Below are 24,878 nucleotides of genomic sequence, written 5' to 3' on the forward strand. Positions count from 1 at the left end.
TATCAATTTAGCAGTAATGATGCAATTGATGCTATTGGTCATTGCCATAAAAATGGAGGTATTCAAACGAGGGAGGAAAATATGGAAAACCCGATCAACGATCTCCGCAGCGCCATCGCCCTGCTTCAGCGCCACGAAGGGCAGTATCTTGAAACCGATTATCCGGTCGATCCCAACGCGGAGCTGGCGGGGGTCTACCGCCATATCGGCGCGGGAGGCACGGTAAAACGTCCAACGCGTAAAGGCCCGGCCATGATGTTCAACAGCGTGAAGGGCTATCCGGGCTCCCGCATCCTGGTGGGCATGCACGCCAGCCGCGAGCGTGCGGCGCTCCTTCTGGGCTGCGAGCCCTCTGAACTCGCAAAACACGTCGGCCAGGCGGTGAAAAAGCCGGTTGCGCCGGTTGTCGTTCCGGCCTCGCAGGCGCCCTGCCAGGAACAGGTTTTCTACGCTGACGACCCCGACTTCGACCTGCGCAAGCTTCTTCCGGCCCCCACAAACACGCCGATTGATGCGGGCCCGTTCTTCTGTCTGGGGCTGGTGCTGGCGAGCGATCCGGAAGACAGTTCGCTGACGGATGTCACCATCCACCGCCTCTGCGTCCAGGAGCGCGACGAGCTTTCCATGTTCCTTGCCGCCGGTCGGCATATCGAAGTCTTCCGCAAAAAGGCGGAAGAAGCCGGAAAACCGCTGCCGGTGACGATCAATATGGGGCTCGACCCCGCCATCTATATCGGCGCGTGCTTTGAGGCGCCCACCACGCCGTTTGGCTACAACGAGCTGGGCGTCGCCGGGGCGCTGCGCCAGCAGCCGGTCGAGCTGGTGCAGGGCGTGGCGGTAAAAGAGAAAGCGATCGCGCGGGCGGAAATCATCATCGAGGGCGAACTGCTTCCGGGCGTGCGGGTAAGAGAAGATCAGCACACCAATACCGGCCACGCGATGCCGGAGTTCCCGGGCTACTGCGGCGAGGCAAACCCGTCCCTGCCGGTGATCAAAGTGAAAGCCGTGACCATGCGAAACCACGCGATCCTGCAAACGCTGGTGGGACCGGGAGAAGAGCATACCACCCTGGCCGGTTTACCGACGGAAGCCAGCATCCGCAATGCCGTTGAAGAGGCGATTCCGGGCTTCCTGCAAAACGTCTATGCGCATACTGCGGGCGGCGGTAAATTCCTCGGGATCCTGCAGGTGAAAAAACGCCAGCCGTCAGACGAAGGCCGTCAGGGCCAGGCGGCGCTCATTGCCTTAGCCACTTACTCGGAGCTCAAGAACATCATTCTTGTCGACGAAGACGTGGATATTTTCGACAGCGACGACATCCTGTGGGCGATGACCACCCGCATGCAGGGTGATGTCAGCATCACCAATATTCCGGGGATCCGCGGCCACCAGCTGGATCCGTCCCAGTCGCCGGATTACAGCAACTCGATTCGCGGAAACGGCATCTCCTGCAAGACCATCTTCGACTGCACGGTGCCGTGGGCGCTGAAGGACCGCTTCGAGCGCGCGCCGTTTATGGAGGTGAATCCGCGTCCGTGGGCGCCGGAGCTGTTCGCTGATAAGAAATAAATAGCTGAAAAATTTAATAAGGTCACTCTGGCTTAAGCCGGGTGACCTTTTATTATTAGAGCGCCATATTTAATTCATCTCTCACTAAACTGATTAATCAGCGCCGCCATAACCGCAGCACAAATAAAGTAATGAATGAAAAGCCAGATAAAGCTATACCAGGCGAAATTCATCACCTTAAGGATCCGCCATGGACTGGAAAAGAGCCTGCTCATGATAATTCCGGGCAAGCGGATCGCCGGTACTTTTCGATTCGGCCACACTGCCCATACGGCTATCGCCGACAGCAGCAAAAAGATCGCCGTCATCAGGAGTGGTGGCCCCAGACCGGGTGTAGTAATGGCCGAAAGAGCAGAAAAATAGAGTCCGCCAAAGAACCACTGAATAATAATGAGTGAAAGCAGGAACTCAATGCCTAAAAAAGCGCTGAGCAATCTGGGTCTGGAATGGGCGCTTATCAACACCATATCGCTGACGTAAAGGTAGAAAATAAGCGTTGCAATTGTAATGGTACTGACGAGGGTAATACCCCCAGTGGAGGGTAAAATAGCGCTGAAAAGAAAACCCCAAAATGCCAATAAGAAAAGACCCGCCGATGTGAGGCCTAATCGTGCTCTCTGCAGGAACTGCAGAATAAAAGGATTGAACCGGGGGAGGATTTCCGGAAAAGATTGCAGTACGTATTGATATCGTGTTGCCATAGTTTCAATCAAACCCGGCAATAATCGTATCCAAAAAGGTACGTTCGGCCGTTCACTTCTGAGCAGCTTAATAGCCAGCCTCTCCCGCCATGATCCCTGCTTCCCTTCCGCCTCCATTTTCTGCCAGGCTCGGAGGATTTCAGTTTGGCGGATCTGATGATTAATGGCGTGTTGAAGGTAACGCGGGATGATATGGCTAAAGTCGTAATCATGTATCCGCCAGTTCAGCATTTCCGCCACGATATCAAGTTGCGCTTCAGTTAATCCAGCCTGTTCAGCCAGTGCAGCGGCAAGACGTTGACTGAAAAGCCGTTGTTGTTCAAGACTTCCTCGCCCGTTAATGCGGGCGGAGAGATGCTTGAGAGAAGCAATGCCGGATATTTCTTCGTTGACGAGCTTATAAGCCAGAGCAGATATTTCCTGTTCCGTATATAACGCTTCGCGCTCTGGTAAGAAAACGGTCACGCGTTCATCAGTTTCTTCCTGACGATCAACCATTGCCGCTGGTTCATCGACTAAAACACGTTGTGGGTCCTTCTCTTTGCCTTCCTTTGCTAAGCGTTTTGCATCGTCAAAGGCTTCCCGTAGGCGTTGGTAACCAGTGGGGTCGGTATCAGGACGATTCTTTTTTAACTGGCGTGCGTAGGCTCGCCGAATTTCCGATTCATCCTCTGTAGGAGCAATATCAAGAGTTTGCCAGATGCTCATCTACCTGACCCCTTCGTAGCTATTGAGAAAAAGTTCAACCTCTCGTGCAGAACGTTCAATCCGCTGCGGCTCCTGACTCTCAAGAGCCCACTCAAATTCTGTTGTAAGCCGGTCAATGCAGGCTCGCTCGTCCCCCAGCAGCCGTTCATAGAGTCGCGAACAGCGAGCCAACAGCGCGACGTTTTCCTTACGATCGCGAGGGTGGGTTTTGAGTGCGGCGAGCTTTTGCAGACTCTCGGCAATTTGTTCATCGCTCATCTGCCCCGGCACTTTTTCAATAATCCGTCTTGAGATGGCGGGGTTTCCCTGACACTGACATTCGACTTCCAGCAAACCATCGAGGGTATAGGTAAAGCGGACATCCAGAGAGACCTCTCCCGCCGGTGCAGGTGGGACATCAATAATCATTTCACCCAGAAAAATATTATCGCGAACTTTGCGCGCCTCCCCCTGGTAGATCTTCAGCAATACAGTGCGTTGATTATCTTCAACGGTATTGACTGTCTCCATCTTACTCACGGGTAGAAAGGTATTTCGTTCGATGAGTGGCAGGAAAAATCCCGTCTCAAGACGCTCCGAACTCCGCCTGGCAACTTCAACACCCAGAGAAAAAGGCATCACGTCCGTGAGAATGATATCCTCCACGGCGACATCAGACATGACCATACCGGCCTGAACGCCAGCACCAAGGGCTACGGCTTCGTCGGGATGAAGATCGTGACGTGGGAAGCGACCAAAAAGTCGCGCGACAGTCTGGCGGACGAGTGGCATGCGCGTCGCCCCTCCCACCAGAAGGATATGGTCCAGATCGCGCACTGAGAAACGCGCATCATTGAGCGCCTGCTGAACAGGATGTTGAAGCCGATTTAAAAGCGGTTTGCAGCAGTGGGCAAATTGCTCTTCATTCATTAACCATCGCCACTCCGTATCATTCCAGCATAGAGTGACCTCGGCCTGTGCATGCTGGCTAAGCGTCAGTTTCATGCTTTCGGCTTTCGCCAGCAGCTCGGCCCTCACCGTATCGGGGGCTGCTTTTAGAGCCGGGTGTTGTTGCAACATCCAGTGCAGAATGGCATCCGAGAAATCATCTCCACCTAAGCGTACGTCTCCGCTGCTGGCACGGACTTCCACCACGCCCTCAAACATATCAATAATGGATACATCGAATGTCCCACCGCCAAGATCGAAAGTGAGATATTTTTGTTCTCTGTTTTCCAGTAACCCAAAAGCAAGAGAAGCTGCGGTAGGTTCGTTTAAAAGGCGAATGGCATTCAGGCCGGCCAGGCTGGCAGCATTTTTTACCGCCCGTCGTTGTACATCATTAAAATAAGCCGGAACGGTGATGATCGCATCGGATATAGCCTGGCCAAGCCAGGCTTCAGCATCCTCTTTTAACTGGCGAAGCAGCAGAGCAGATAACTCCTCCGCACGAAATTGCCTTAGCCCAAGCGGAAGCTGGATGTCTGTCCCCATGAAACGCTTAAAGCTCGCCTGCGTGAGATGCGGGTGAGTTTGTAAACGATCCCGGGCAGGACGGCCTGTCAGGATATTGCCGTCATCATCAAGACCCACGACTGAAGGGGTCAGAACCTCACCAAATTTATTCGTAACCAGCACTGGCCGCCCCTCAAGCCAAACGCTGACCGCGCTGTTCGTTGTCCCGAGATCGATTCCCAGCACCTGATTATGCGTCATCGGTATACCTGTTTTTCATTGTTACTCTATTGATTATACAAATAGTTAGAAGAGAACTAATGCCCAAAAAAAGGGGGATCTTGATATTATTGCCGCTTCCCCTGCTTTCTTGTACCCTTTCACCGGAAACCCTGCCCCCACAAACATTGAGACATCCGGACACCTATGACTGCACATATTTCCAAAGATCCTTTGCATGGCGTAACGCTGGAGATGATGGTCAACGCCCTGGTGGTGAAATATGGCTGGAGCGAGCTGGGCGACCGAATCAAAATTAACTGTTTCAGAAAAGATCCCAGCGTTAAATCGAGCCTGAAATTTCTGCGCCGCACCCCGTGGGCGCGCGCGGAAGTCGAAGCCCTGTATCTGGACTCCCTCAACGATGAGGTAAGCACAGAACAGGCGGCGCCCGCCTTTAATCCCTGGGCTAACAGTCGGATTATCAAGAGCTAATACGCAAATGACGCGACACGTAAAACGGATTGGTGCGCTGGCTGCCTGCGCGCTTTTACTTGTGAGCTGCTCCTCCAAACCGCCGAAATCACTGGTTACCCCTCTTCCCACCGCGAGCAAACCGACGCAGCAGGCAAACGAGCCGATGCGCGGGATCTGGCTGGCAACCGTCTCTCGTCTCGACTGGCCGCCGGTAGCCTCGGTGAACGGCCGCAGCGCGGACCAGCGCATCGCGATGCAAAAGCAGGCGCTGACAAGCAAGCTCGACAACCTTAAGCGCCTCGGCATTAACACGGTGTTTTTCCAGGTGAAGCCGGACAGCACGGCCCTCTGGTCATCAAAAATTTTGCCGTGGTCGGATATGCTGACGGGCAACATCGGCGAGTATCCGGGATACGATCCGCTGCAGTTTATGCTGGATGAAGCGCACAAGCGCGGCATGAAGGTGCATGCCTGGTTCAACCCGTACCGCGTGTCGACCAACACTAAGCCGTCAACCATCGCCGCCCTGAACCGGACCGCCTATCAGACCCCGTCCAGCGTCTATGTCCAGCACCCTGAGTGGGTGCGCATCTCGGGCGACCGCTTTGTTCTCGACCCCGGCATTCCGGAAGTGCGCGACTGGATCACACGGGTAGTGACCGAAGTGGTGGCGAACTACGCGGTAGACGGCGTGCAGTTTGACGATTACTTCTATACCGAAACGCCTGGTTCAGCGCTCAATGACGCACAGACCTGGCGGCAGTACGGTCAGGGATTTGCCTCAAAGGCTGACTGGCGTAGACACAACACGCAGCAGCTGATCGTCCAGGTTTCCCGCGCGATTAAGCAGACCAGGCCCGACGTTGAGTTTGGCGTCAGCCCGGCGGGCGTGTGGCGTAACCGTTCGTTTGACCCGGCAGGCTCGGACACCCGCGGCGCCGCGGCCTACGATGAATCCTACGCCGATACGCGGCAGTGGGTTCAGCAGGGCCTGCTCGACTACATCGCCCCGCAGATTTACTGGCCCTTCTCCCGGAACGCCGCGCGCTACGACGTGCTGACCAAATGGTGGGCCGACGTCGTGAAGCCGACCCACACTCGCCTGTATATCGGCATTGCGTTCTACAAGGTGGGCGAGCCGTCGAGAAACGAGCCGGACTGGACGGTTCAGGGCGGCGTGCCGGAGCTGAAAAAGCAGCTCGATCTCAACGATTCGCTGCCCAACGTCAACGGCACCATCCTGTTCCGGGAAGATTACCTGAACCAGCCGCAGACCCAGCAGGCGGTGAACTACCTGAAAGGACGCTGGGGAAGCTAAATGCCATCAGGCAGAAACGCCCCGTTTCTGCCTGTTTTTTTACGGCTTCGGCCCGAACATCGCCTCAAGCTGCTGCGCATCCGGCATACCGACCACCTGCTGCAGCTCATTTTCCGCATTCAGATAGTAAATGGCCGGCGTGGCGTTAGCGCCCAGGCTGTCCATCAGCGTCTGGTGCTTCTGCAGGATCGCTACCGTTTCGCGGGAAGCCTCGCCCTCTGGCTTCGGTAATTTTTTGCCACCTGAAAGCTCGTATTCGCGCCAGGCCGAAACCGGATCTTTCGCATTCAGAATCGCCGAGGCGTTACGTCCGCTGTTGGGGTTGAGAAACGCCACCAGCAGCGTGTTGAGCTGCACCTTGCCCGCCTTCACCCACGGCTGCGCTTCGGCCCAGAACTGCTTGCAGTACGGACAGAACGGATCGGCGAAGACAAAGACCTTACGCGGGGCGTTATCCGCCCCTTCCTTCAGAGGATGCGCCGCGTTGAGGTTCTTCCACATCTCGCGTCCCATCGGGGCGTAGATCTCTTTCTGGAAATAGCCCTCGCTGAGGTTTTTTCCTTTGTCATCGTACAGATAGCCTGAGATGACGTGCTTGCCGTCCGGCGTTAAAAACAGCGTCACGCCCATGTCCTGATACTGCCCCAGCCAGGCGGGCGCGCCGCCGGGCGCATCCAGCTTCTTGATAATTTTAATGTTCTGCTGCTCGCTGAAGTGCTTCACCATGTCCGGTATGGCTTCAGCCGCCTGCGCCAGCCCTGACGCCGTCAGCGCTGAAAGTAACAGTAATTTTTTCATTTCCCTCTCCGGTTTGTCGGGGGCATTCCGCCCCCTTCAGGTTAGCGGTTTTTCAGTGCGTCACTGACCATTTCGTCGAACTGTTCAAACGGCACCCAGCCGGGCAGCAGTCCCTCGCCGATGAGCGTGGCGGGCGTGCCCTGGATCCCCATTTTTTCCGCGACGATCAGGCTGCGCTTGATCGTCATCAGGCTCTCCTCATCCGGCGTCGCGACGCTCACGCCCGCCCGCTTCTGCGCCTCCTGAATGCTGGCGTCATCGTGGTAGCCCTTCTTCGCCATCAGAATGTGGTTAAGCTTCATAAACTGCCGGGGCTCCTGACGCCAGAGCGTTAACGCATCGCGCGCGGCGGTCAGCGAACTTTCCGAGCGGAAAGGTAAAAACTTAAAGACTACCGCCACGTCCGGGTGTTTTTCGACGATCTTCTCCAGATACGGATCGAATTTTTTACAGTACGGACAGTTGTAGTCGGTAAACACCACCAGGGTGAGCTTTGGGTTTTTCGCGCCGATGCGCGGAGAGTTTGGATCGTTAAACAGAAAATCATACACCATCTTCTGCGCCCGCTGCTCCTGGTCCGGCGTCAGCGGCTGGGCAGCGAACACCTGAACCGGCGCCAGCAGGAGCAGAAGCGTAATAAGGAATTTTTTCATAACACAGTTAGCCTTTTGCGTTGTTCAGGGTGGCGATCAGAGTGCGCTTGTCCAGCAGCGGCGAGAGGATTTCCCCCTCAGGCAGACCGGGGCCATACGCTGCGTTAAACGGAATGGCGTAACGGTTTCGCTTCGCCAGAAAATCGGCGATAAACGCGGACGGCTGGCTCCAGTCTCCGCGCAGGGCCACCACGTCCGGCTGGCGCAGCGCGGCAATAACGTCCGGCTGATTCAGCACCCGATGCTCGTTAACTTTGCAGGTCACGCACCAGTCCGCCGAGATATCCACAAACACCCGTTTTCCCTGCACCAGCGCCTGCTGGATGGCCTCCTCGCTGAGCGGCTGCCACGGGATGGTCTGCGCAGCATTTTGTGCCGGAGCGGCAGGCGGCGCGTTAAGCAACCCGCGCGCCTGATACCCACCAAACGCCGACAGTGCGATCACCACGAGCCAGAACAGCGGTGAGGATTTTTGCCCCTTCAGCGCGAACAGCGCCAGCGCGACGGCAGTCAGCACCAGCATCACAATCTGGCTGACCGCCTCGCCCAGATGCACGCTCAACAATGTTGCCAGCCAGAGGCTGGAGGCGAGCATCATCAGGCCCAGAACGACTTTTAGCGTGTTCATCCAGCGGCCGGGTTTCGGCAGCAGCATGGCCGTTTTCGGCACCAGGGCGACAAACAGCCACGGCAGGCTCATGCCCACGCCGAGCATCAGGAAGATCAGCCACAGGGAGTGTAGCGGCGCGCCAAGGGCAAAGGCGACCGCCGTACCGAGGAACGGCGCGGAGCATGGCGTGGCAAGCAGCGTGGCGAACATCCCTTCGCAGAAGCTGCCGCCAATCCCCGATCCCCCTGCCGTCGCCAGCCGTCCCGTGGCGGCGGAAGGCAGCAGCATCTCAAACGCGCCAAACAGGTTCAGCGCAAACAGGAAGGTGACGGCGACCATCAGGCCGATAAACCACGGGTTCTGGAACTGAATGCCCCACCCCAGCGACGCCCCGGCCAGCTTCAGTGCGGTCACCATCCCCGCCAGCAGCATAAAGGAGGTGAGGATCCCGGCGCTTGTGGCCAGAAAGCGCAGCCTGATGGCGCGCCTGTCCGATCCCGCCTGCAGGATGCTGTTAAGCTTCATGCCCATGACCGGCAGCACGCAGGGCATCAGGTTGAGGATAAGCCCGCCCAGCAGCGCAAAGAGCACCATTTTGCCCGTCCCTTCAGGCGCAGAAGGTGCAGCAGGCGTCGCGCCAACGGTCATGGTGGTTTGCTGCGCATTGCCGCCGCTGGTCAGCACAAACGACAGCCTCTTGCCCTCCAGCGAGGCGGGTTTATCGCCCCATTCGTCGGTCACGGGTACCGTCACCCGAAGCGTATTGCCGTCGTGTTTGATGACCGGCTCGCCGGGAAGAATGTCACCCTCCAGCGGGTCAAAGTAGATCCCCGGATTATCCCACTTCCCGTCCGTCGTGCCGGTAATCACCAGCTTGTCGCCAGCGAGCCAGGCGGAGAGATCCCTGGATACGCCTGACGTACCGGGCACGGCGCGCATCGCCTGCTCGAACTCGCTGCTGAAGCCCTCATCTACCGGCTGGGTAAAATCGAGGTGCAAAGGGTAGTCCGTCAGCAGACAGACGTTACTGCACGTGGAAAGCGTGAGCGTCCCGTCGAGCGTGTCGCCCTTCACTCCGTTGAGCGTAATCGGGATCGTGACCTTATCGTGATAGCCCTGCGTCGTCATGCCGGAGATATCGAAGCGCGACGGGACCGGCCAGGACCAGCTATCCGTCACGCCTTCCGGCCAGCTGATTTTTGGCGCGACGCCGCCCTCGCCCGGCGATCGCCAGTAGGTTTTCCAGCCGGGCTTCAGCTCAACGGTGAGCAGGCCTTTAACGTGCGTTTGCTCCCTCTCCGCCTGAAAGCGGATGCGGGCGTGATCGTTTTGGGGGGAAACCAGCCAGCCGGTGTCTGCCGCATGGACAATGCCGATGCAGGACAGCCACAGGAAGACGAATCTCCTGAAGAGGTTAACCATGTTTTACTCCGTGAACAGTGAAAATTATCGTGAGAGGACGATGATTTTCATTCACGGAAAACGCAGTTTTTAAGGTGTATTCGGGGAGGCGGTGCCTGAACGGGCTGTTCCGCGGGAGCCAATGCCCGCCCCTGCGTAAGCAGCTGCAGCAGCGCGAGGAAGATGATAATGGCCGGTAGCGCGCCGTCGAAGAACAGCGGCGGCGCGCAAAGCAGCGAGTGTGCGCCCAGCTGGCAGGGCGACGGGCCGGGCTGTTCAGTGGTGCTGCTTTGACCCGGGGCATCTGCACTCAGAGAAATTTGCGGATCCAGTCCCTGTAAAAAATGGTTGAGCATCACCGCACGCTGCACGAGGCAAAGCGCCATCGCGAGACAGGTGACGATCAAAAGCCATTTTCCGAGGAGCTGACGGTTGCGCATAACATTCCAGAGTGACGAGACGCCCCGATCATAAACGATAGTGATGAATCTACAAGTGCCGGAAGTGTAAGGTTTTGTCTGTCGCCGCTATTCGCCCGTCAGCGCGTCATAGACGTCGCGCAGCCGCGTGCGCAGAAACAGCACCGCCTTGTGCTTGCGGGATAACAGAGCCTGTTCGCTGGCGTCGGTCTCCTCTGCCAGCATTTTAATGCTGTAGCCGTGCAGTTCGGTCTTTTCAAACACCTCGCGCTGCGGCGGTGGCAGTTCAGACAGCGCCTGCCCCAGCTCTTCCCACAGCAGCGTTTTGAGGTACTCCTCTTCCGGCGTGTGCGGCACGCCGAACAGGGTTTCGGCCAGCTCGTCCTCGGGGAAACCCTCTTCGTCTTCGCCCGTAAAATAGCCGGAGAGCGACACTTCGCGCTTTTTACGCGCCCGGTCGGTCATCTCGTTACGCGCCGCGCGGAACAGCCAGGCGGCGACGTTTTCGACCGGCTGCTCCACTTTCATCAGCTGATACGTCACTTCCTGCAAAATATCGTCGGCATCATCGCGGACGGACGTCCGTCCGCGAATGAAGGCTGTCAGCCGGGCGCGGCAGGCATTGAGCGCCGACATTAGCATGGATCCGCCCGCCTCCCCGGCTTTCATTTCGCTCACTCTGCTTCCGGCGCTTTTGGCGTGGCGTCGTCGCGCTTATCGTCACGATGACCGTGCCAGCCGCAGTGGCCGCGACCGTGGCGACCAAACCCTTCGCGGCGCTGCTGAATAAACGCCTCGCGCTGTTCGGGCGTCATGTTCATCCAGCGCTCGTGCATCCGGCGGTGCGCACCAAACATCCCCGGACGGAAACCTAATCCGCCAAACAGAATGCGGCTCAGCACCAGAATGCCCAGCGCCTGCCAGAAGCCAATGGCCTTCACGCCGAGAATCGCCGGGAGCAAGGCGTTCCACAGGGTCATCACCACCAGGCCGAGCACGATGAAAATCACCGCGCCGATGACTAAGCCCTTGCCCATACGGTGACGACCGAATCCGCGCCCGTGACCTCTGTCGTGCATATCAAAATCTCTCATGGTGTTTACCTCGTTTACAGTAACTGATTATGGCTTGTGATGAGGTAGACGGATGAGGGAGGGAAATATTGCTGGGGTGAATGAATAATTTTGCGGAGAGCGTATTTTCACACGCCCCGTGAAAGCCATTGCTGGCGCTTGTTCACCGTTTAAGGCCGGTTTAGAGCGTTCTTAATTTCCAGGATTTTATCTGCACACTCTGCCGCTGATAACAGGGCGGTGTCCAATATGAGATGTTCTCTCTCCCAGGGTTCATACTCACGGTTTTTTACCCGTTCCCAGTCAGGAGGCGTGAGTCCCGGGATATCAGATACTCTGTTCTCTACGCGATAACGATGTTCTTTTTCGTCTGAGCAGACAATTTCAACTTCCAGGAAAGGGACATTCAACGACAGAGCAATATTGCGGAAAGCATCTCGCACAAGGTTAATATCATTAACGGAATCGGTCACAACGGTGGAGCCGAGCTTAAGATTCTCACTTGCTAAACCATAGATGGCAAAATAGCCCTCCGGCCCCGTTTCCTCACCCGGTTCATAGACTGAACGAATGGCCTGCTCAACAGTATCAACCCGCAGATAGACCGCCCCCAGCCTTTGAGTAACTATTTTTGCAACGGTGCTTTTACCACTGCCGGGTAGCCCACTAAAAATAATTAACATAATTTTCCCTGGTGATAATTAATATTAGATTTGTGCTGCCTATAGAGACGTCCTGAATTATACAGAAACGGTTACACCAGATACAAAAAAGGCTCCCTGCGGAGCCCCCCTCATACAATCAAGCCTGCACCGGCAAACTAAAACTCGAAATACTCCGTGAAAGCTGCTGCGCCTGCTCTTCCAGCGATGCCGCTGCCGCAGCGGACTGCTGCACCAGCGCGGCGTTCTGCTGGGTCACGCCATCCATCTCGGTCACCGCCTGGCCGACCTGGCTGATCCCGCGGCTCTGCTCTTCAGAGGCGACGGAGATCTGCTCCATCAGCGTATTTACTTTATTCACCGACGAAATAATCGAGTGAATCACCTCGCCCGAGCGGCTGACCAGCTCCGCGCCGTTTTTCACGCTCGAGACCGACTGCGCAATCAGGTTCTCGATGTCCTTAGCCGCCACCGCGCTTTTCTGCGCCAGGGTGCGCACTTCGCTGGCCACGACCGCAAAGCCGCGGCCCTGCGTTCCCGCGCGCGCCGCTTCAACCGCCGCGTTCAGCGCCAGAATGTTGGTCTGGAAGGCGATGCTGTTAATTACGCTGGTAATGTCTTCGATGCGCTTCGAGTTCGCCGCGATGGTATTCATCGTGTCGATCACTTCGCGGGTCACCGCTTCACCGGTGTGGGCATTTTTCACCGCGTCCTGCACCAGTTTTCCGGCCTGATAAACGTTGTCGGTATTGTTCGCCACCGTCGCGCTCAGCTCTTCCATGCTTGCTGCCGTCTGGGTCAACGCGGAAGCCTGCTGTTCGGTACGTGACGCCAGGTCGATATTCCCGGAGGCAATCTCCTGCGCCGCGTGCGTTACGGTATGGCTCGCGTCGCGCACCTGGGCGATGGTCGCCAGCAGCGCCTGACGCATCTGCTCCATAGAACTCATAAGATGATCGATTTCGTTATGTGCGCTCCCCTTGACCGGCACCGGAACGTCCAGCTTGCCCGCCGCAATCTGGCTGCAGTGCTCGCGCGCCAGGTTGACCGGCGCAAAAACAAAGCGCTTCATCAGCAGGCTGACGGCGACAATCACCACCACAAACAGGCTGGCAATAGCGGCAATGATCGCCAGGCCAGAGACGAAATTGCTGCTCGCATTCTCGTTCAGGCTTTTGGCATATTTCTGGTGGACGGAAAGGACCTGGTCGAGAACGATCTCGTACTGGCGGTCGAGGCGGGAGACTTCCGGGATCAGGGCGTTAAATTTGGCCACATCGTGCGCCTCGGCGGCATCGATCAGCGGCGCCAGCCCCTGGTTGCGGTAGTTTTGCCAGGCGTCCTGATAGGCAGTCACCAGCGGCGCTTCATCCGTCAGACGCGGCGAAGCCATAAAGGCCGCAAAGGCGTGGTCCGCTTTGGTCAGCGCCTCTTTCACGGCGGTTAGCTTTGCAGCTCCGTCTGCCGAATTGCCCGCTTCCACCATCTTCACATACTCCATCACCCGCACGCGCAGCGTACGGCTATGGTTGATGGGGTCAATAATGGACAGCACAACCTGGATCTCTTTGTTGACGTTATCCAGGGAATTATTACTTTTTATGATGAGGCCAACGCTGGTGACAGTGCTGACAACAAAGAAGAAAAGCAGCGAGAACAGGACGATCAGGGACGACTTTTTCAACGACATAAACCAATACCTCAAGGAGAATTATTCCTTATGGTTATCGGCCATTCCAAAACTTAAATTAATTAAAGTTATTGAAGTATCGAACCGGGCTATTTCGCTGGCTTATAGCGTCGCTGCAGGGTGGCATTGAGCTTGCGCTGCAACGGCTGCGGCGTCTCCCCTTCGATCAATTTGCTAATCAAATCAAAGCAGTGCCACGCCAGCTGGCGGTTATCCTGACGAATGGTATCCACCGGGATCGTCAGCGAATCGTAGAGATAATGATCGTCAAAACTGGCTAACCTGATATCACTTTGCAACAGGTTGTGCTGGCCCATATAGCGCAGCACCCCTTCCAGCAGCCCGCAGGCGGCGGCGAACAGCGCTTTCGGCGGACGCCCCAGACGGGCGCAGAGTTCAGCAAACATCTCGTAACCGGAGCTCGGGTGATAGTTGCCGTGAATGATCCACTCGGGGCGCAGCTCCACGCCCGCCTCTCGCAGACCTTGCTTAAACCCTTCCAGGCGGTCGCGCGTCGGAGAAAGGCGCGGCTGGCCGCCGAGGAAGTAGAATTCATCAGGATGCTGGCGCGCAATGTCGGCCACCAGTTCCGCCGTCGGGGTAATGGAGTCGGTGATCACCAGCGGCAGCGCGCTGTCGTTGATGTGGCGGTCAAACAGGACAACGGGCAGCTGCTCGCTCAGCTTGTGGTAGTCCGCATCGTTAAGCATGCTGGAGGCCACAATCAGCCCATCCACCTGACGCGCCACCATGTTGTTCACCACCACCGTCTCCTGCCCCGGGTTTTCATCGCTGCAGGAGATCAGCAGCTGAACGCCCGCCTCGCGGCACAGCGTTTCCAGCTCGTGAGAAAACACGGCAAAACCGTAGTTGGTGATCTCCGGAACTACCAGACCAACGGTGTGGCTGCGGTTATCGCGCAGCGACCGGGCGTGAATGCTGGGCTGATAGTGGTGCTCTTTTGCAATCGCCAGCACGCGCTCGCGCGTCTCTTCCGCCACGCGAAGCTCTTTGCTGCGCCCGTTCAGGACCAGGCTGGCGGTGGCTTTTGACACACCCGCCAGCTCCGCGATGTCTTTAATGGTGACGCGTTTTGTTTTTCTCACAACGACTTAGATCCGGCTGCCAAAACCCTCATTCTATCATGCAGGCGCGCAGCGACCAGTAGCGTAATGTGATATCGGACGCACCTTCGAATCGCACCCGGGCCGGATGGTCAGGAAAATAGCGGCTGCTCATCACCCCTTCACCGTGATTGATGAAAATTTCAACGCTGGAGCGGTCGCAGAGAATACGCAAATGGCTGACGTCGCCCCGCCAGTAGCGGGTCAGCGTTTCACCGGTTTTCAGGCTCGCGCGTTCAAGACGTATGCCCCGCTCATCGACCGTAAGGCGCAGCGCGCCGCCAAAATCGACATTCACCTGCGATGCGCTCAGCTCAAACTCCAGGCACGTCGCGTCCAGGTCCGGCGCCTCGCTGGCGCGCCCCTGCCAGCGCTGCTCATCTTCACGCAGCGCCGCCAGCTCGCGCGCCGGGGTCTGCCAGAGCCTGCCGTCGCGATAGCGTAATTCGCGCGGGCAGGTCATCTGGTGCATCCAGCCGTGCGCCCGGGTTGGCTGAAGCATCTCTTCCCCGTCCGGTACGCCCATCCAGCCGATCAGAATGCGTCGGCCGTCTTCCGCCAGCGTCGTTTGCGGAGCGTAAAACTCAAAGCCCGCGTCCAGCTCGTGCAGGTCGCCGTGATCGAACGCGGCATTCGAATAGTCAAACGCCCCGCTCGTCCAGGTCGCCGGATAGGTATTGAGATAGCGATGCTGCTCGCGCGCCAGCCCCTGCGGACAGCTGATTAAGATGTGCGTTCCGTCGAGGGCGAACAGGTCCGGACACTCCCACATATACCCCGCGTCCGTCAGGCCGTTAACCCCGTGACCGGCGATTTCCCCGCAGGACGCCCAGGCGTGCAAATCGGCTGATTTAAACAGCAGCACCTTGCCGCGCTTTTGCAGATCCTGCGCGCCGAGCACCATGTACCACATCCCGTCGTGCTGCCACACCTTCGGGTCGCGCACGTGGCCAGTGTAGCCTTCCGGCAGCGCCAGCACCGGCCCCAGCTTCGTAAAGGTCCCGTCCGGCTGTTCCACTGCGAGGCACTGCCAGGCGGTGCGGCTGCCGTCATCGAACTTGACGTTGCCGGTATAGCACAGTGTTAAAACGCCATCGTTATCCACGGCGCTACCGGAGTAGCAGCCGTTGCGGTCATACGCTTCATCCGGCATCAGCGCCAGCGGCTCGTGCTGCCAGTGCACCAGGTCCGCAGAGCTCCAGTGCCCCCAGCATTTAAACCGATGCTCGCAGTCCAGCGGGTTCCACTGATAGAACAGGTGGTAGCGGCCGGCAAACCAGATAAACCCGTTGGGATCGTTCATCAGCCCCGTCACCGGCGCGGGGTGCCACTGCGGATAGTGGCTATCCGCCAGCGCCCGCGGCTGACCTTTCATAACGGCCTGCAGGATCGCAGGCCAGCGGGAAGGTAACGTCATTATTCAGAGTCCGTTTTATATTTCAGCAGCAGTGAGACGGTAAACGCCACGCCGAAGGCAATCACCATACCGATAATATAGTTGAGCAGCGAGCTGGCCTGCACGATGGCCATGCCCGGAATAGCGGTCAAACCAACGGCGGTCATGTACACATGGACTGAGACCACCCAGGCCCCGCCCACAGCGCCGCCGATCAGCGCGGCGATAAACGGCTTAACAAAGCGCAGGTTGATACCAAAAATGGCCGCTTCGGTGATGCCCAGCATCGCAGAGAACGCCGACGGCAAGGTAATGGCTTTGATTTTGGCATCTTTGGTTTTGAACCACACCGCCAGACAGGCGCCGCCCTGCGCCACGTTCGCCATGGCCCAAATCGGCAGCAGGAAGTTAACGCCAATCGACGGGTTGCCCAGCAGCCCGGCTTCGATCGCGTGGAAGCTGTGGTGAATACCGGTGATCACAATCACCGAGTAAAGCCCGCCGAACAGCAGCCCGGCCAGCCAGCCCGCGTGTTCAATTAACGTGCTCAGGATAAAGGAGATGCCGTCGCCCAGCGCGCGCCCCGCCGGGCCGATAATCAGCAAGGCGATAAAGCCGGAGATAACGACGGTAAGGAACGGCGTCAGGATCAGGTCTAACGCGTCCGGGATCGCGCGGCGCAGGTTTTTCTCCACGATGCTCATAAACCAGACCGCCAGCAGCACCGGGAACACCGTGCCCTGATAGCCAATCATCGCAATCTCAAGGCCGAAGAAGTTCATGGTGTGGAAGCCGGAGGCCACGCCCCAGGCGTTGGTCAGCGCCGGGTGCGTCAGAATGCCGCCCAGCGTCGCGCCGAGATACGGGTTACCGCCAAATTCCCGCGCGGCGGTAAAGCCGATCAGAATAGGCAGAATGATAAACGCCGCGGAGCTGCACATGTCCAGCATGATGTAGAGAGCGTTATCCGCATTGACCCAGCCGTAGGTTTTCACCATGCCGAGCAGGCCCATCAGCAGGCCGGATGCCACAATCGCGGGAATGATCGGCACAAAGATGTTGGAGAGCAGACGGGCAATGCGCTGGAACGGGTTCAGCTTGCGCGCCGCCAGATCCGCAGCCTCAGATTTACTGGATTCGCTAATCCCCGCCGCCTGAATAAACACGGCGTAGACCTTGTTGACCACGCCCGTGCCAAAAATCACCTGCATCTGCCCGGCGTTACGAAAACAGCCTTTTACGCCGTCGACCTTGCCGATCGCCTGCTGATCCGCAAGCGCGTCATCGACCAGCACCAGACGAAGACGCGTTGCGCAGTGCGCCGCGCTGGCGATATTTTCCTTGCCACCGAGCAGCGGGATAAGCTCGCGGGCGATTTGATTAAAATCCATAGATACCTCTGCCTGACTTCTTTTTATGATGTGCGAAACGCTCCCGCCGGGCGGGAGCGTGATGGGTTAAAACCAGGTTTCCATCTGGACCCCAAAGTTCCATTCCCCGCCGGCGTTGAAGCCGCTGCTGCCAAAGGCATCATCGCTGGCGTAATGATCCAGTTTGCTGCTCCAGTCCATCCAGGTGGCAAACAGGCGCAGCTCCGGACGGCTGAAGAAATCGCCGATTTTGCTCGCTTTTAACGTCGGCGCAAAGGTCAGCTTGTAGAAACTGCCGTTGACGGCGTTGCGGTCCTTATAGCCTTCCGGATTTAAATCCATGTACTGATAGCTTCCCTCAAACGCCAGGGCGAAGTTCTGCGTCACCTCTTTAATCAGGCGGGTGTTGAGCGTCACCCACTCATAGCTATCGCCCTTCACGTAGCGATCTTTACTGCTCTGCGCCAGTACGGCGGGCGCAACGCTCCAGCAGCCGCCGACTGGCGTGACACCGTAACTTGCGAAGCGCCAGGTATCCGCCTCAGACAGCAGCGCGCCGTCGGAACCGATGCTTTTTACTTCCGCACCCAGCCCGTGACCGTACAGCAGCGCCGTTTTGGCTGTCCCTTCCCGCAGGCCGTAGAAGCTCTCGTTATGCAACCCGACCAGGGCATGAACGCCGGTATTGGCGGCGTCAGTTTTGATGAGATCGCCGTTGGTGTCTTTACGGTCGTCGTTATCCTTCGCCCGCAGGCCGCTCACCATCAGCTGGAACGGTCCGGCGAAGTGGTTCATGCTGAGGATATAGTTCTGAACGTTATTGTCGGTCTGCTCCACGCTGCCGAAGTTACGGCCGTAGATGGAGAAGTTGCTGCGCAGCGACTCGTTCCATTTCACGTCATAGACGCCGCCGCCGGTACCGGCCAGGAACACCACGTCGGAGTCCAGCCAGTGAATATCAAAGTTGTCGCGGTCGAAGCGTTTACCCGCCCAGAAGGTGCTGCCCTTCAGCGCGCCGGTAAAATCAGGCAGGTTGCCCAGCTCCACGAAGGCCTGGCGAATATTGAGATCGCTGGTATCGGCTGACCAGTCGTTATAGGTTCTCTGACCGTCGGCCAGCATCGCTTTGAAGCGCGTGGTGGCGCCGTTATCCAGAGTTTGCTTGTGCTCCAGGTTCAGTTCGACGTAGGTGTCGGCTTCATTACCCAGACGCCCTACCGCGCCGCCGGTTTCGCCGGCCGGGGTCAGATAAGGACCGCTTTTGCTGCTGGAGGCCGCATCGTTCATCAGCAGGCCCGAACGCGCGTAGCCGTGGAACTCAAACCCGCTGCTTTGATCCGCCTTCTTCTCCAGCGCGGTGGTGCGCTGCGCCACCGCCTGGGTTGTCGTTTGCGTCTGCTGCTGCGCGGCCACCAGCTGCTGCGTTTTTTGTTCCGCATCCGTGGCGCGTTTCTCAGCCACCTGCGCACGCGTTTCCGCCGCCTGGAGGCGCTGCTCCATCGCGGCAAGACGCGCTTCGATACTTGTCATATCCGTCTGGGCAAAAACAGAGGTACTTCCGGCCAGCATGCCTATCATCACGGCAAGTCTGCGTTTTTTATACATTTTGTCGCATCCCTAAAAGAAGTCATTAAACGTGCTAAATTGCTAAACCGGTTTAGGTTGTTGATACTAAACCTCTGAATTTTGGATCGGCAATCTTTTTTGCTAAACCGTTTTAGTAAGTGTGATCGAGGCGACAATTCAGGCCGCCGGATGGCGGCCAGTGAAGGAGGGAATTACAGATCGTGCTGCCAGGGCAATGCGGTCATTGCCCCTTTGGCCGTGGTGGCTAATGCGCCGCAGCGCTGGGCTAAGGCGATGACCGGCGTCAGGTCCTGCCCGGCGGCCAGTCCGTAGAGCAGCCCCGCCACGAAGGCATCGCCCGCGCCGGTGGTATCGACACACTCGACGGGCGTTGCAGGATAGTGTTTTACGGTGGCATCATGCCAGGCGATCACCCCCTCTTTTCCCTGGGTGACCAGCACCAGACGCGCCGGGCAGCGCGCCATCAGCGCGTCCAGACCGACGTTTACCTCGACATCTCCGGTTAGAAACGCCAGCTCTTCGACGGAGAGTTTCACCACGTCGGCGCTCTGCAGGGCCTGCTCCAGGCAGCGGCGCAGCGCGTTCTCATCCGGCCAGAGATCCGGGCGAATATTGGGGTCGAAGCTGACGTAACCGCCCGCCTCACGAATGGCGGCCATCGCCTCAAACGTCGCAGAACGGCTCGGCTCTGCGCTTAATGCGATGGAACAGACGTGCAGCCACTCCCCGGCGCTGAACGTCGGCAGATCGGCGGATTCGAGAAACAGATCGGCGCTCGGGCGCACCATAAAGGTAAACGAGCGTTCGCCCTGGTCATCCAGATCGACCACCACCGTTGAGGTGCGGTGCGCCGGGTCAAGGCGCATAGACTTCACGTCAACCTTTTCGTCAGCGAGAGTTTTCGCCATAAAGCGCCCGAAGGGATCGTCGCCAACCCTGCCGATAAAGGCGCTCTGGCCGCCCAGCCGGGCAATACCGACCGCAACGTTTGCCGGTGCGCCGCCGGGACACTGCAGCAATCTGCCTTCTCCATCGGGCAGCAAATCCACCACCGCATCGCCAAGTACCCAGATTTTTTTCATGTGATCCTCTTAGCTAAACCATGTTAAACCGTTTTAGCTATTTAAGCACAGGCAGGACGAAGGGGAAATAACGCGGGAGGAAAATTGGCTAACGCACCAGATGCGGCCAGTGAATATCACCGACGCCATTAAGCTGCGGGCGGGCAAACAGAAAGCCCTGGAAACGCCGGATCCCGGCAGACTCGAGCCAGCACCACTCCTCTATCTTCTCGATCCCTTCGGCCACCAGGGTAATTTCGAGATCGGAGCAACAGCTGACGATGGAGCGCACAATCGCCTGCTTCGGGCCGCTGAGGTGGATATCGCTGACTATCTCCCGGTCGATCTTAATTTTGTCCGGCTGAAAGCGGGTCAGCAGCGAAAGACCGGCATAGCCGGAACCGAAATCATCGATCGCCAGGCCAATCCCCTCACCGCGAAGCTGCTTGATGGCGCTATTGAACTGGTTGAAGCCGGAAATCATCTCGTTTTCCGTCACTTCAATGACTACCTGCTCCGGCTGCAGCCCATGTTTTTTTATCTCGCTGACCAGGAATTCCACGGCGTTGGGAACATTCACCAGCGACATCGGCAGCAGGTTTACCGCAATCTTATGGCTGCCAATCCCCAGTTTTTCCGCCAGCGCAAAGGCATACGCTTTCGTCTGGAGATCGACTTCGTAGATTTTGTCCGGGTCGAGGGTGCTGAAGAAATGCTCCGGGCTGCCGCCGTCGTTGCCGCGGATAAGGGCTTCAAGCGAACTGATCTTCCCTTCCGAGGGCTCAACGATGGGCTGGAGCGCAAACTGACAGGTTTGGTTGGCCATCAGCCCCAGGTGTTCGCCAAAGGGCAACGCCTCGGGTGAAAGCGTCCATTTTTCAGGTACGTAGCGTGCGCCCGACAGGGCCGGACGTTTACCAGTGATAAACGTCTGGATAAATTTGAACACCCGGTCATCGGATGTGAGATAGCTGTCCAGCTTGCTGTAATTCAGAACCGACTGCAGCACCTCTTTCGGTGACTGCGTCTTCAGATCGAACAGCAGCATACCGACGTTTTCGAAGCGTCTGCGCGGGCCATAGTCCCGCATCAGCTCTACCACTCCACTGTGACGCTTGTCGTCACGGATTTTATGGAACAGCTTAAGCACGCTCTCTTCCGACCCTTCGAGTATTTGCAGCACGTCACTGCCTTTTGCAAGCAGAACCCCGGTGATATTCAGACTGGCATTGCGGATCCGGGCGCGCTCCACCAGCTCCCTCAGCGCGGAGGACTGACAGGACAAATTCAACTGGCTTCGGTAGATCAGAGTCGTCAGCACAAAAATGGGTTCCGATGAGAAAGAGAGGTGCCTTGAAGCTACTATTTAACATACTTAATCAATGCGACCTAACATATTCACACCGCAGGGGAACGTTACTTTTCCCCGCTGCCAATTCGGCTGTCTATCCGCCCCTGCATATAGTCGTAGAACGGGTTCGAGGTGACCCGCATCAGCGCCTCTTTTCCGACGCTTAATACGGACGTTTCGCCCCAGAGCGCAATCGTCCCCAGGCTGATGCCGTAGCGGTTTTTCAAGCGTGGTTCACGACCATAGAGATCGTCATCCGGCGGGAACGGCACCGCAACGTGCGACAGGGAATAGACATCCTGCGGCCAGGCCTGCGCGAGCGGCACGACCGTCTCCCGGGTGCTGCCTGCCGGAGTGATTTTCGCCACCGTCGAGAAACTGTGTGCGTCCGCATTGGTAATAATCGTGACACCGTAACGCCTCTGCGCAACCGGCAGCAGCGCCGAGGTTGCCGTCCACGACGACGGTTTGAACAGCGGGCGGAAGCTCGCCGCCTGGTTGATGTCAAACACCACCAGCTCGCTGCCGTTTGCCGAAAGCTGGTCAAACAGGCCGGTCACCACCGCGCGGGTGCTGACCGTGGAATCCATGACCGACTGGAACGCCAGAATCGGCGGCAAATTCGCCAGCCTGTTCTCCCGCGCCTCGCGGCCAATTTGCTCCTGCAGGGCCTTCGTCAAAAGCCATGACTGGCGGGCGGCGTTCACCGGGAACGAGTTATATTTGTACGGGTTATATTCCGGAGAGATATTCAGCCACGCCGCTTTAGCAAACGCCGGCAGCAGCGCCGGTAACCCGGCGAAACCGGCAAAGCGCGCAAAGGCCGTCACGCCGATCATAGGTGAGAGCAGTATCACCTGCTGCGGTTTACGCAGCGAAGGCGCGTCCAGCGCATCGAGGGCATATTTCATCGCCAGCGCCCCGCCGTTGGAGTAACCCACCAGATGCAAAGGCGCAGCCTCGCCCGCCAGACGCGTGGCTTCCCGCACCGCAAGACGCGTCGCCGCGAGCCACATCTCCCAGTCGACGTCCGTCAGCGCGCCGGGCGCGGTACCGTGCCCGGGCAGACGCGGGACCACGGCCACAAAGCCGTGCTGTTGATAGTTCACGGCAAGCCGCCGGACGCTGTAAGGCGAGTCCGTCAGACCGTGCAGCAGCACCACCGCGCCGCGCGGCTTTCCGGCAGGCATCAGCACAAAGGAGCGGTTGGCATCGGGCGTAAACTGTCCCGGCCACACCAGGCTCTGGCGATAATAGCGGTTTAACGGCGTACGTTCCTCGCCCTCTGTTTTCGCCGTCACCGCATTATAAAGATCGGCGAAAATAGCGTTTTCCCGGGCGATATACCGGGCAAAATCGGCGTTATCCATCTCGCGCACGGACATCTCATCGGCCCGCCAGGTATGCCACAGGTGCAGTTCCGGTCCCTGCTGCGAGAGATAGACCCGAACCGCCAGCAGGACGACCAGTACGATCCCGACGACCATCCCTATTTTCTTTGCAAGCGCCATCAGGCGCACGCTGACTCGCCAGGGCAGATTTGCCATGCCGGGATCCCTTTTATATTCACAGTACATCTATCTTATCAAAAATGTGAACGGACTGACGTATTCACCAAATTCATACCTGCCGCGTCAGACAGTGCACCAAAAGTGAACTACGCTGCACAAATGTTGATCATTGGTTAAGCAAATATTGCATGAAGTTTACTGCACAGCGGGTTTCACCCGCCCTGTGAACATGGCACGCGTCATGCATTGTTAACCAGGTAACAAAAAATCGGCCATTGACAGCCTGTTAACAGCGAGGCGGTATGACGACGAAACCTGAGATATTGAGCCGTATCGAAGCGACGTTCAGCCAGCTCACGCCCAGCGAAAAGCGGGTCGGAAGCTGGCTGCTGGCGCACGCCGCGCAAATCCCGTTTGAAACGGCGGAGAGCATCGGTCAGGCGAGCGGGACCAGCGGAATTACCGTCGGACGCTTCCTGCGCAAGCTGGGGTATCGCAACCTGGAAGATGCCAAAAAGAACCTACGCGATCCGTATCAGCCCTGGGGCATGAACGAGCGGCTGGACTCCTGGCAGCAGCAGCGCCCCCTTTCCAGCCGCCTTCAGCACGCCCTGTCGCTGGAAGTGGATGCCATCACGCAGGTGTACCAGCTGGCGCAAACGGACGCCTTCCGTCAGGTGGTGCACAACCTCGCCCACGCCGACGCGGTGTTTGTGCTGGGGATCCAGTCCACGCGCGGGATTGCCAACGCCTTCTTCAGCCACCTCGAGTACCTCCGCCCGCGCGTGAGCTATTCAGAGGGCGCTTCCGGCAGCTGGGTGGAATCCCTCAACTCGGGGTTTTCGCACCCGTACGTCGTGCTGACCGATACGCGCACCTACTCCGCGATGGCCCGCCAGTACTGCCGCGTCGCCAGCGAGAAAGGCATTCCGCTGGCCTTAATCACCGATATCTGGTGCCCGTGGGCGCGGGATTACCCGATGGATTTACTGCAGGTGAAAACCGATACCGGTCACTTCTGGGATTCACTTGCCCCCGTGAGCTGTCTGTTCAACCTGCTGCTGTCGGGCGTGGTGGAGGCGCTGGGTGAGGCGCTCCCGGCGCGTCTGGCGGTAAACCGGCAATTACAACAAGAGTTTGGTCAATTCGAACGCTAAAGGAGCGGAGCTATGCCCGAAGAGAGTGAACTGATTGATGTGGCGAAGACGTTTCCCACGCTGCATATCGATCTGAAGTACGCCACCGCCGACAACATCACCGGCCATCCGATCTATCAGGAGGCGCTGTGCCTGCTGCATACCGACGCGGCCACCGCGCTGGCAAAAGCCATCAGCATTGCCTCGCTGGCCGGGCTGAAGCTGGTGGTGTACGACGCCTATCGGCCGCAGCAGGCGCAGGCTCAGCTGTGGGATGCCTGCCCTAACCCGGAATACGTGGTCGACGTCGCGATTGGCTCCAATCACAGCCGCGGTACGGCCATCGACGTCACCCTGATGGATGAACATAACGCCGTGCTGGATATGGGGGCCGGTTTTGACGAAATGCACGACCGCTCGCATCCGTATCACCCCTCCGTGCCGCCGCACGCCCAGCGCAACCGTCTGCTGTTGAACGCCATCATGTTCGGCGGTGGTTTTGTGGGTATCAGCAGCGAATGGTGGCACTTCGAACTGCCGAACGCCGCCAGCTACCCGCTGCTTGACGACCGTTTTGCCTGTTTTCCCCTGACGCACACTTCTCTCTAAA

Annotated in this window: 22 protein-coding genes; 5 read left to right on the forward strand and 17 right to left on the reverse strand. The window is 57.9% G+C overall.

The window, feature by feature from the left end:
- Positions 1 to 81: 81 nt before the first annotated feature.
- The gene (locus tag NWV12_RS11350) at positions 82 to 1,569 is read left to right on the forward strand and encodes a UbiD family decarboxylase (RefSeq protein ID WP_048981324.1); all 1,488 of its coding nucleotides are present in this window, start codon (positions 82 to 84) and stop codon (positions 1,567 to 1,569) included.
- Between the two features lie 74 nt (positions 1,570 to 1,643).
- Here NWV12_RS11350 and NWV12_RS11355 read toward each other — a convergent pair whose 3' ends face one another.
- Both NWV12_RS11355 and NWV12_RS11360 read right to left on the reverse strand, forming a co-directional pair.
- Entirely contained in the window at positions 1,644 to 2,978 is a 1,335-nt protein-coding gene (locus NWV12_RS11355) for a J domain-containing protein (RefSeq protein ID WP_048981323.1), read from the reverse strand.
- Positions 2,979 to 4,673 carry an Hsp70 family protein gene (locus NWV12_RS11360; RefSeq protein WP_048981322.1) on the reverse strand — a complete coding sequence of 565 codons (1,695 nt, stop codon included), beginning with the start codon at positions 4,671 to 4,673 and terminating at the stop codon, positions 2,979 to 2,981.
- 165 nt (positions 4,674 to 4,838) lie between these two features.
- Here NWV12_RS11360 and NWV12_RS11365 point away from each other — a divergent pair, with 165 nt between their 5' ends.
- Positions 4,839 to 5,126, forward strand: coding sequence for a VF530 family DNA-binding protein (locus NWV12_RS11365; protein ID WP_048981321.1), 288 nt, complete (start codon positions 4,839 to 4,841; stop codon positions 5,124 to 5,126).
- A gap of 7 nt (positions 5,127 to 5,133) precedes the next feature.
- Positions 5,134 to 6,426 (forward strand): glycoside hydrolase family 10 protein, encoded by a 1,293-nt coding sequence (locus NWV12_RS11370; RefSeq protein ID WP_048981319.1) that lies wholly within the window; start codon positions 5,134 to 5,136, stop codon positions 6,424 to 6,426.
- Between the two features lie 39 nt (positions 6,427 to 6,465).
- On the opposite strand, the gene dsbG is transcribed toward NWV12_RS11370, so the two are convergent.
- The 15 genes from dsbG to NWV12_RS11445 form a co-directional block, all read right to left on the reverse strand.
- Positions 6,466 to 7,224, reverse strand: coding sequence for a thiol:disulfide interchange protein DsbG (gene dsbG / locus NWV12_RS11375; RefSeq protein ID WP_048981318.1), 759 nt, complete (start codon positions 7,222 to 7,224; stop codon positions 6,466 to 6,468).
- A 41-nt stretch (positions 7,225 to 7,265) separates the two neighbouring features.
- Positions 7,266 to 7,877, reverse strand: a complete 612-nt coding sequence (locus NWV12_RS11380) for a DsbA family protein (RefSeq protein WP_048981317.1) — start codon at positions 7,875 to 7,877, stop codon at positions 7,266 to 7,268.
- 7 nt (positions 7,878 to 7,884) lie between these two features.
- Positions 7,885 to 9,909, reverse strand: coding sequence for a protein-disulfide reductase DsbD (locus NWV12_RS11385; RefSeq protein ID WP_048981316.1), 2,025 nt, complete (start codon positions 9,907 to 9,909; stop codon positions 7,885 to 7,887).
- Positions 9,910 to 9,956: 47 nt separating this feature from the next.
- Positions 9,957 to 10,328, reverse strand: a complete 372-nt coding sequence (locus tag NWV12_RS11390) for a hypothetical protein (RefSeq protein ID WP_048981315.1) — start codon at positions 10,326 to 10,328, stop codon at positions 9,957 to 9,959.
- Between the two features lie 87 nt (positions 10,329 to 10,415).
- Positions 10,416 to 10,976, reverse strand: a complete 561-nt coding sequence (locus NWV12_RS11395; RefSeq protein WP_080973637.1) for an RNA polymerase sigma factor — start codon at positions 10,974 to 10,976, stop codon at positions 10,416 to 10,418.
- Between the two features lie 5 nt (positions 10,977 to 10,981).
- Positions 10,982 to 11,401, reverse strand: coding sequence for a hypothetical protein (locus NWV12_RS11400; protein ID WP_029741320.1), 420 nt, complete (start codon positions 11,399 to 11,401; stop codon positions 10,982 to 10,984).
- A gap of 149 nt (positions 11,402 to 11,550) precedes the next feature.
- The gene (locus NWV12_RS11405) at positions 11,551 to 12,063 is read right to left on the reverse strand and encodes an AAA family ATPase (RefSeq protein ID WP_048981312.1); all 513 of its coding nucleotides are present in this window, start codon (positions 12,061 to 12,063) and stop codon (positions 11,551 to 11,553) included.
- A gap of 118 nt (positions 12,064 to 12,181) precedes the next feature.
- Positions 12,182 to 13,732, reverse strand: coding sequence for a methyl-accepting chemotaxis protein (locus tag NWV12_RS11410; RefSeq protein WP_048981309.1), 1,551 nt, complete (start codon positions 13,730 to 13,732; stop codon positions 12,182 to 12,184).
- Positions 13,733 to 13,821: 89 nt separating this feature from the next.
- Positions 13,822 to 14,838, reverse strand: coding sequence for a LacI family DNA-binding transcriptional regulator (locus NWV12_RS11415; protein ID WP_029741322.1), 1,017 nt, complete (start codon positions 14,836 to 14,838; stop codon positions 13,822 to 13,824).
- A 28-nt stretch (positions 14,839 to 14,866) separates the two neighbouring features.
- On the reverse strand, positions 14,867 to 16,273 hold the full coding sequence (locus NWV12_RS11420) for a sucrose-6-phosphate hydrolase (protein ID WP_048981307.1): 1,407 nt from the start codon (positions 16,271 to 16,273) through the stop codon (positions 14,867 to 14,869).
- Positions 16,273 to 17,643, reverse strand: a complete 1,371-nt coding sequence (locus NWV12_RS11425; RefSeq protein WP_048981306.1) for a sucrose-specific PTS transporter subunit IIBC — start codon at positions 17,641 to 17,643, stop codon at positions 16,273 to 16,275. Before NWV12_RS11425 ends, NWV12_RS11420 begins: the two co-directional genes overlap by 1 nt.
- A gap of 66 nt (positions 17,644 to 17,709) precedes the next feature.
- Positions 17,710 to 19,227, reverse strand: coding sequence for a carbohydrate porin (locus tag NWV12_RS11430; RefSeq protein WP_048981305.1), 1,518 nt, complete (start codon positions 19,225 to 19,227; stop codon positions 17,710 to 17,712).
- 173 nt (positions 19,228 to 19,400) lie between these two features.
- A complete protein-coding gene (locus NWV12_RS11435; protein ID WP_048981302.1) occupies positions 19,401 to 20,291 on the reverse strand; it encodes an aminoimidazole riboside kinase in 891 nt (296 codons plus the stop codon).
- Between the two features lie 88 nt (positions 20,292 to 20,379).
- Positions 20,380 to 21,591 (reverse strand): diguanylate phosphodiesterase, encoded by a 1,212-nt coding sequence (locus NWV12_RS11440; protein ID WP_048981300.1) that lies wholly within the window; start codon positions 21,589 to 21,591, stop codon positions 20,380 to 20,382.
- A gap of 95 nt (positions 21,592 to 21,686) precedes the next feature.
- Complete coding sequence (locus tag NWV12_RS11445) at positions 21,687 to 23,168, reverse strand: carboxylesterase (protein ID WP_048981298.1); 1,482 nt, start codon at positions 23,166 to 23,168, stop codon at positions 21,687 to 21,689.
- 266 nt (positions 23,169 to 23,434) lie between these two features.
- On the opposite strand from NWV12_RS11445, the gene NWV12_RS11450 reads away from it, so the two are divergent.
- Complete coding sequence (locus NWV12_RS11450) at positions 23,435 to 24,289, forward strand: MurR/RpiR family transcriptional regulator (RefSeq protein WP_101744556.1); 855 nt, start codon at positions 23,435 to 23,437, stop codon at positions 24,287 to 24,289.
- A gap of 12 nt (positions 24,290 to 24,301) precedes the next feature.
- Entirely contained in the window at positions 24,302 to 24,877 is a 576-nt protein-coding gene (gene ddpX, locus NWV12_RS11455; RefSeq protein WP_048981295.1) for a D-alanyl-D-alanine dipeptidase, read from the forward strand.
- Position 24,878: the final 1 nt, after the last annotated feature.

Source organism: Enterobacter sp. Crenshaw (assembly GCF_024734705.1).
Lineage (GTDB): Bacteria > Pseudomonadota > Gammaproteobacteria > Enterobacterales > Enterobacteriaceae > Enterobacter > Enterobacter asburiae_B.

What these genes read in the sequence shown, in the direction of transcription:
- NWV12_RS11350 (WP_048981324.1), top strand. Translation starts at nt 82, where the DNA reads ATGGAAAACCCGATCAACGATCTCCGCAGCGCCATCGCCCTGCTTCAG.
- NWV12_RS11355 (WP_048981323.1), bottom strand. Translation starts at nt 2,978, where the DNA reads ATGAGCATCTGGCAAACTCTTGATATTGCTCCTACAGAGGATGAATCG.
- NWV12_RS11360 (WP_048981322.1), bottom strand. Translation starts at nt 4,673, where the DNA reads ATGACGCATAATCAGGTGCTGGGAATCGATCTCGGGACAACGAACAGC.
- NWV12_RS11365 (WP_048981321.1), top strand. Translation starts at nt 4,839, where the DNA reads ATGACTGCACATATTTCCAAAGATCCTTTGCATGGCGTAACGCTGGAG.
- NWV12_RS11370 (WP_048981319.1), top strand. Translation starts at nt 5,134, where the DNA reads ATGACGCGACACGTAAAACGGATTGGTGCGCTGGCTGCCTGCGCGCTT.
- dsbG (WP_048981318.1), bottom strand. Translation starts at nt 7,224, where the DNA reads ATGAAAAAATTACTGTTACTTTCAGCGCTGACGGCGTCAGGGCTGGCG.
- NWV12_RS11380 (WP_048981317.1), bottom strand. Translation starts at nt 7,877, where the DNA reads ATGAAAAAATTCCTTATTACGCTTCTGCTCCTGCTGGCGCCGGTTCAG.
- NWV12_RS11385 (WP_048981316.1), bottom strand. Translation starts at nt 9,909, where the DNA reads ATGGTTAACCTCTTCAGGAGATTCGTCTTCCTGTGGCTGTCCTGCATC.
- NWV12_RS11390 (WP_048981315.1), bottom strand. Translation starts at nt 10,328, where the DNA reads ATGCGCAACCGTCAGCTCCTCGGAAAATGGCTTTTGATCGTCACCTGT.
- NWV12_RS11395 (WP_080973637.1), bottom strand. Translation starts at nt 10,976, where the DNA reads ATGAAAGCCGGGGAGGCGGGCGGATCCATGCTAATGTCGGCGCTCAAT.
- NWV12_RS11400 (WP_029741320.1), bottom strand. Translation starts at nt 11,401, where the DNA reads ATGAGAGATTTTGATATGCACGACAGAGGTCACGGGCGCGGATTCGGT.
- NWV12_RS11405 (WP_048981312.1), bottom strand. Translation starts at nt 12,063, where the DNA reads ATGTTAATTATTTTTAGTGGGCTACCCGGCAGTGGTAAAAGCACCGTT.
- NWV12_RS11410 (WP_048981309.1), bottom strand. Translation starts at nt 13,732, where the DNA reads ATGTCGTTGAAAAAGTCGTCCCTGATCGTCCTGTTCTCGCTGCTTTTC.
- NWV12_RS11420 (WP_048981307.1), bottom strand. Translation starts at nt 16,273, where the DNA reads ATGACGTTACCTTCCCGCTGGCCTGCGATCCTGCAGGCCGTTATGAAA.
- NWV12_RS11425 (WP_048981306.1), bottom strand. Translation starts at nt 17,643, where the DNA reads ATGGATTTTAATCAAATCGCCCGCGAGCTTATCCCGCTGCTCGGTGGC.
- NWV12_RS11430 (WP_048981305.1), bottom strand. Translation starts at nt 19,227, where the DNA reads ATGTATAAAAAACGCAGACTTGCCGTGATGATAGGCATGCTGGCCGGA.
- NWV12_RS11435 (WP_048981302.1), bottom strand. Translation starts at nt 20,291, where the DNA reads ATGAAAAAAATCTGGGTACTTGGCGATGCGGTGGTGGATTTGCTGCCC.
- NWV12_RS11445 (WP_048981298.1), bottom strand. Translation starts at nt 23,168, where the DNA reads ATGGCAAATCTGCCCTGGCGAGTCAGCGTGCGCCTGATGGCGCTTGCA.
- NWV12_RS11450 (WP_101744556.1), top strand. Translation starts at nt 23,435, where the DNA reads ATGACGACGAAACCTGAGATATTGAGCCGTATCGAAGCGACGTTCAGC.
- ddpX (WP_048981295.1), top strand. Translation starts at nt 24,302, where the DNA reads ATGCCCGAAGAGAGTGAACTGATTGATGTGGCGAAGACGTTTCCCACG.